General features: G+C 71.4%; 5 protein-coding genes. 4 read left to right on the top strand and 1 reads right to left on the bottom strand.

The window, feature by feature from the left end; all coding sequences use genetic code 11:
• Positions 1 to 108 precede the first annotated feature (108 nt).
• The 4 genes from ACFWFR_RS16675 (at position 109) to ACFWFR_RS16660 (ending at position 4,027) form a co-directional block, all read left to right on the top strand.
• Positions 109 to 1,632 (top strand): fumarylacetoacetate hydrolase family protein, encoded by a 1,524-nt coding sequence (locus ACFWFR_RS16675; protein WP_377623716.1) that lies wholly within the window; start codon positions 109 to 111, stop codon positions 1,630 to 1,632.
• The gene (locus ACFWFR_RS16670) at positions 1,614 to 2,312 is read left to right on the top strand and encodes a GntR family transcriptional regulator (protein ID WP_377623715.1); all 699 of its coding nucleotides are present in this window, start codon (positions 1,614 to 1,616) and stop codon (positions 2,310 to 2,312) included. Before ACFWFR_RS16675 ends, ACFWFR_RS16670 begins: the two co-directional genes overlap by 19 nt.
• A gap of 144 nt (positions 2,313 to 2,456) precedes the next feature.
• The gene (gene hpaH, locus ACFWFR_RS16665) at positions 2,457 to 3,242 is read left to right on the top strand and encodes a 2-oxo-hept-4-ene-1,7-dioate hydratase (RefSeq protein WP_377623712.1); all 786 of its coding nucleotides are present in this window, start codon (positions 2,457 to 2,459) and stop codon (positions 3,240 to 3,242) included.
• Positions 3,227 to 4,027 carry an HpcH/HpaI aldolase/citrate lyase family protein gene (locus ACFWFR_RS16660; protein ID WP_377623710.1) on the top strand — a complete coding sequence of 267 codons (801 nt, stop codon included), beginning with the start codon at positions 3,227 to 3,229 and terminating at the stop codon, positions 4,025 to 4,027. The genes hpaH and ACFWFR_RS16660 overlap by 16 nt, the downstream gene beginning before the upstream one ends.
• A gap of 62 nt (positions 4,028 to 4,089) precedes the next feature.
• Here the strand turns inward: ACFWFR_RS16660 and ACFWFR_RS16655 are convergent.
• Positions 4,090 to 5,973 (bottom strand): FAD-dependent monooxygenase (locus ACFWFR_RS16655; protein ID WP_377623709.1); only part of this gene is annotated, 1,884 nt, incomplete at its 5' end.

Genomic DNA, 5,973 nt, shown 5'->3' with positions numbered 1-5,973 from the left:
GTCCTCCGGGACCCGCCCCTCACCCACGTCCGGCGCGAGGGTGTCTGGGTTGCCCCGCCGGCGAGTGATCGTATACGATTTCAGGACGACTCTGCAGCGAGGGAGCTCATGACGACGCACACGACGACGGCCGGCACCAGCACCGACGACCGTCCGGTCCCCGGGGTCCTCCCCGTCCGGCCCGGCAAGATCATCGCTGTCCACCTGAGCTACGCCTCGCGCGCGGACCAACGGGGCCGTCGACCCGTCGACCCGTCGTACTTCCTCAAGCCGTCGAGCTCGGTCGCGACCTCGGGCGGCGTCGTCGAGCGTCCTGCGGGAACCGAGCTCCTCGCGTTCGAGGGAGAGATCGCACTCGTCATCGGGTCGTCCGCGCACCGGGTCGGAATCGACGAGGCCTGGCAGCACGTCGGGTGGGTCACGGCGGCGAACGACCTGGGTCTGTACGACCTGCGGGCCGGCGACAAGGGGTCCAACCTGCGGTCCAAAGGGCGGGACGGCTTCACGCCGATCGGCCCCGCGCTCCTCGATGCCCGCACGCTCGACCCGGCCGCGCTGCGCGTGCGCGCCTGGGTCAACGGTGTCCTGGCGCAGGAGGACACGACCGACGGTCTGCTCTTCCCGCTGGCACGGATCGTCGCGGATCTCTCGCAGCACCTCACGCTCGAGCCCGGCGACGTCGTCCTCACCGGCACCCCGGCCGGGTCGAGCGTCGTCGTACCCGGCGACGTCGTCGAGATCGAGGTCGACGCCCCGGGGGCACCGGAGGCTCCGAGCACGGGGCGCCTCGTCACCAGGGTGGTCCAGGGTGACGTCGAGCTCGACGGCGCGCTCGGCTCGCTCCCGGTGGTCGACGACACGCAGCGCGCCGAGGCCTGGGGGTCGCGGTCGGCAGCCGGCCTCGAGGCCGAGGCCGACGCCGAGGAAGCGACCGGTGCCCTGTCGCCCGCGCTCCGTGACAAGCTGTCGAGAACTCCTGTCGCGGCCCTGTCGGCGCAGCTGCGTCGGCTCGGGCTGAACAACGTGACGATCGACGGCGTCCGCCCCCTGCACCCCGGCTCGAAGCTCGTGGGCACCGCACGGACCCTGCGCTTCGTCCCCGGCCGGGAAGACCTCTTCGAGAGCCACGGCGGCGGGTACAACGCGCAGAAGCGCGTCTTCGACGCCGTCGGGCCCGGTGAGGTCATCGTGATCGAGGCTCGTGGCGAGACCGGTTCAGGCACCCTCGGCGACATCCTCGCCCTCCGTGCGCACGCGCGCGGTGCCGCCGGGATCGTCACCGACGGCGGCGTGCGCGACGCCGATGCGGTCACCGCGGTCGGCATCCCCGTCTACACCGCGGGCGCGCACCCAGCCGTCCTCGGCCGCAAGCACGTCCCGTGGGAGGCTGACGTCGCTGTCGCCTGCGGGGGGACCACGGTCCAGCCCGGCGACATCCTCGTCGGCGACGCGGACGGTGTGATCGTCGTCCCGCCGCAGCTCGCAGAGGCGGTCGCGTCCGCTGCCCTCGCCCAGGAGGAGGAGGATGCGTGGATCGCCGGACAGGTGGCGGCGGGCAGCCCGATCAAGGGGCTGTTTCCCATGAACGCAGAGTGGAGAGCGAGGTTCGACGCATGGCGCGCGGCACGGTGAACGTCAACAAGGGTCCGAGCAAGTCCCAGGTCGCCTACCAGTGGATCAAGGCGCGCATCGCGAGCCAGGAGTTCACGCCGGGCTACCGGCTGGTGCTCGGGACGATCGCGAACGAGCTCGACATGAGCGTCGTCCCGGTCCGCGAGGCCGTCCGGCACCTCGAGGCCGAGGGCCTCGTGACGTTCGAGCGCAACGTCGGTGCGCGCGTCTCGATGGTCGACGACACCCAGTACCGCTTCGCGATGCAGGCCATCGGCATCGTGGAGAGCGCGGCGACGGCGCTCGCGGCCCCTCACCTCACGGTCGACGACCTGCGTCGTGCACGGGCGGTCAACGAGGTCATGACCCAGGGGCTCGACCGCTTCGACCCCCGAGCGTTCTCGGCTCTCAACCAGCAGTTCCACCACATCCTCTACTCGCGCTGCGACAACCCGCGGCTCCTGGAGATCGTCGAGTCGGAGTGGGCGCGTCTGGGGCACCTGCGCGACACGATCTTCGCGTTCGTCCCCGGCCGGGCCCAGGAGTCGGTGCGGGAGCACGAGGAGATCGTCTCCCTGATCGAACGAGGCGCGCCGATCTCGGAGGTCGAGCAGGCCGTCCGCCGTCACCGTTCGGGCACTCTGGGCGCCTTCCTCAAGCACGAGCACCCCGACGAGGTGCTCAGCGACCCGAGCCTCTGACGGGACCCGACCGCCCGACGGGTCGGGGCGAGCGGTGCCGCACCCACGCCGACCGGAGACCACAGGCACCCGGAGACCGGCGGAACGCGGCGGGTGGCTCGCGACCACGAACGACCGAGCACGACCACGAACGAAGGAGCAAGGATGCTTCCCGCCGAGACGATCATCGCGATCGCCGACGAGCTCGCCGGTGCCGAGCGCACCCGCGGTGTCGTCCCCCGCATCACGGCCCGGTACCCGCAGGCCACGATCGAGGACTCCTACGCGATCCAGGGACTGTGGCGTGACACGAGCCTCGCCGCGGGACGACGCCTCGTCGGGCGCAAGATCGGTCTGACGTCACGGGCGATGCAGGCGGCCACGGGCATCACGGAGCCCGACTACGGCGTCATGTTCGACGACACCGTGTGGGAGAACGGTTCGACCATCCCCTTCGACGCGTTCTCGAACGTGCGCGTCGAGGTCGAGCTCGCGTTCGTGCTGAGGACGCCGCTCGAGGGGCCTCGTTGCACGGTGTTCGACGTCCTGCGGGCGACCGAGTACGTGACGCCCGCGCTCGAGATCCTGAACTCGCACATCGAGCTCGAGGGTCGGACGATCGTCGACACGATCGCGGACAACGCCGCGTACGGGGGCATGGTGCTGGGCGGCAGCCCGACGTCGCCCGACCAGGTCGACCTGCGCTGGGTCTCCGCGCTCCTGTACCGCAACGAGACCATCGAGGAGACGGGCGTCGCCGCAGGGGTGCTCAACAACCCGGCCGCCGGCGTGGCCTGGCTCGCGAACAAGCTCCACCAGCACGGCGCACGGCTCGAGGCGGGCGAGACGATCCTCGCCGGGTCGTTCACACGGCCCATGTGGGTGTCGCGGGGAGACAGCGTGCTGTGCGACTACGGACCGATGGGAACCATCTCGTGCCGCTTCGTCTGAACCCCACGTTCCGTGAGGCCATCGCCCGATCACCTCGCCCGCTCGCGGGGATGTGGGTCTGCACGGGCGAACCGCTCGTCGCGGAGATCTGCGCGGGTGGGGGCCTGGACTGGCTGCTGATCGACATGGAGCACGGGCCCAACGGGCTCGAGTCGGTGCTGGCGCAGCTCCAGGCCGTGGCGGCGTACCCGGTCTCCCCCGTCGTGCGGGTTCCCAGCAACGACGCGGTGGTCATCAAGCAGGTCCTCGACCTCGGCGCCCAGAACCTGTTCGTCCCCATGGTGTCCTCGGCCGACGAGGCGCGCCGGGCCGTCGCGGCGGTCCGCTACCCGCCTCGTGGTCGTCGAGGGGTCGGGTCGGCGCTCGCGCGCTCGGCCCGCTGGAACCGCGTCGACGGCTACCTCGAGCACGCCGACGAGCACGTCTCGCTGTTCGTGCAGGTAGAGACCGTCCAGGGGGTCGAGGCCGCCGGGGAGATCGCGGCGGTCGACGGCGTCGACGGCGTCTTCGTCGGGCCGTCGGACCTCGCGGCGTCCATGGGGCTGCTCGGTCAGCAGACCCATCCCGACGTCACGGCCGCCGTCCTGCGGGCCTTCGACGCGGTCCGTGGGGAGGGCGTCCCCGTCGGCGTCAACGCGTTCGACCCTGCGGTCGCGGACGCCTACCTCGCTGCCGGGGCGACGTTCGTGCTCGTCGGGGCCGACGTCGCGCTCCTCGCGCGCGGCTCCGAGGCGCTCGCGGCTCGCTTCGTCGGCAGGGACGGGGAGAAGCGCGCGAGCTACTGAGGTCCTTGCCGCTCGGTCGGCCGTCGTCGGTGGGTGCTGACCCGACGACGGCCGGCCGCCGGTCAGGCGTCCGGTGAGCGTCGGGCCGGGAGCATGATCCGAGCGAAGAACGCGGAGAGCTCGCCCGTGCTCGTGAGCGGCAGGACGTGGGCGACGTACTGATCGGGTCGGACGACGACGACGGCTCCCAGGCTCCTGTCGACACCGCGTGCCTGGAAGATGTCCTGTGCCGGATCGGTCGCGTAGACCTTCTCGTAGTCGATCAGCCCGAAGGGGCCGACCCTGGGGAGGAAGAGGTCGGGCACGACGCTCAGATCCACCTGGTCGTGCGTCTGCTGGTACACGATCTTGACGTCGAAGACGCTGTCGAGGTCTGCCCCGTCCGGGGTGCAGCGCACGACGGGTGAGTCCGGTGCGGACCCGAGCCATCGGGCCCAGGCGGCCGCAGCGGTGCTCTCGCCCGCGGGGCCGTCGGCGAACGCGTAGATCCGCCAGCGCCCGTCCGCGCGGTGGTGGTGACCGAGGTGGACACCGTTCGCGTCGGCGACGCGGACCACGGGGCACGAGGCGAACCGCTTGCCGACGGGGAAGCCGGCCGCCAGCTCCTGATGGGTGCTCGTGCCGACGAGCACGGAGGGCCGGTAGCGGGTCATGAACCCGGCCGGGAACTCCGCGGTCGCCGTGTAGAAGGCGCCGAGCTCGGCGGGATCCAGCTCCGCCGGGGTCCGCGTCATCATCTCGGCCCAGGTCCGGTCGAAGTCGATGAGGTCCTGGGCGACCTCGTGGCGTTCGGCCGAGTAGGTGTCCAGGATCGACTCGGGGCTGCGTCCCTCGAGCACCTGCCCGAGCTTCCAGGCCAGGTTGAAGCCGTCCTGCATCGACACGTTCATGCCCTGGCCCGCCTTGGCGCTGTGGGTGTGGCAGGCGTCGCCGGCGATGAAGACGCGCGGGGCGCGAGTCCCGACGAGCTCGCCGGGCACGTCGTCGAACCGGTCGGTCAGGCGGTGGGCCACCTCGTACACGCTCGACCAGGCGATGTGCTTCACGTCGAGGGTGTACGGGTGCATGATCTTGTTCGCCCGTGCGATCGCCGCCTCCATGCTCGTCTCGCGGACGGCGCCCCGGTCCTCCTCGTCGGTCTCGCCGAGGTCGACGTACATGCGGTAGAGGAAGCCGCCCTCGCGGGGGATGAGAAGGATGCTGCCGTGCTCGGACTGGATGGCGCACTTGGTGCGGATGTCGGGGAAGTCCGTGACGGTGAGGGCGTCCATCACGGCCCACGCGTGCATGGCCTGGTCCCCCTCCAGCCGCCTGCCGATCGACTGCCGCACGGTGCTGCGCGCACCGTCGCACCCGACGACGTATCTGGCGTGCACGACGCGCAGGTCGCCCTCGGCCCCGGAGGGGGTGTCGGCCGTCCGGCGCAGCGTGACCTCGACCGGATGCCCTCCCTCGTCGGAGATGCCCAGACCGACGAGCTCCCAGCCGTGGTCGGGAACGATCCGCGCAGGTCCGTTCGCGGCGTACTCCGCGAGGTGGTCCAGGACCCGGGCCTGGTTCACGATCATGTGCGGGAACTCGCTGACGCCGTCCGGGTCGTCGACCGTGCGCTGCGTGCGCACGATGCGCGACGGGTCGTCGCGGTCGGGGGCCCAGAAGTTCATGGCCGTGAGCTGGAAGGCCTCGCTGATGATCCGCTCCGCGAAACCGAAGGCCTGGAAGGTCTCGTTGCTCCGTGCCTGGATCCCGTCGGCCTGCCCGATCTCGAGGCGCCCGGAGCGACGCTCGACCAGGCGGGTCGTGACGCCCGGGTACATCGAGAGCTGGGCGGCGAGGATCATGCCTGCGGGTCCGGCGCCGACCACGAGGACGTCGACCTCCTCGGGCAGGTCGTGGGGTCGGGCGCGACCGACCCCAGCCGCAGGCAGGACCCCAGGGGCGCCGGT

Origin of the sequence: Oerskovia sp. NPDC060287, from assembly GCF_042726775.1 — a bacterium.
Classification (GTDB): Bacteria; Actinomycetota; Actinomycetes; order Actinomycetales; family Cellulomonadaceae; genus Oerskovia; species Oerskovia merdavium.
This window is presented reverse-complemented; position numbering and strand designations above follow the sequence as displayed.

Excerpts from the sequence above, each read along its gene's own strand:
- ACFWFR_RS16670 (WP_377623715.1), top strand. The coding sequence starts at position 1,614 with ATGGCGCGCGGCACGGTGAACGTCAACAAGGGTCCGAGCAAGTCCCAG.
- ACFWFR_RS16675 (WP_377623716.1), top strand. The coding sequence starts at position 109 with ATGACGACGCACACGACGACGGCCGGCACCAGCACCGACGACCGTCCG.
- hpaH (WP_377623712.1), top strand. The coding sequence starts at position 2,457 with ATGCTTCCCGCCGAGACGATCATCGCGATCGCCGACGAGCTCGCCGGT.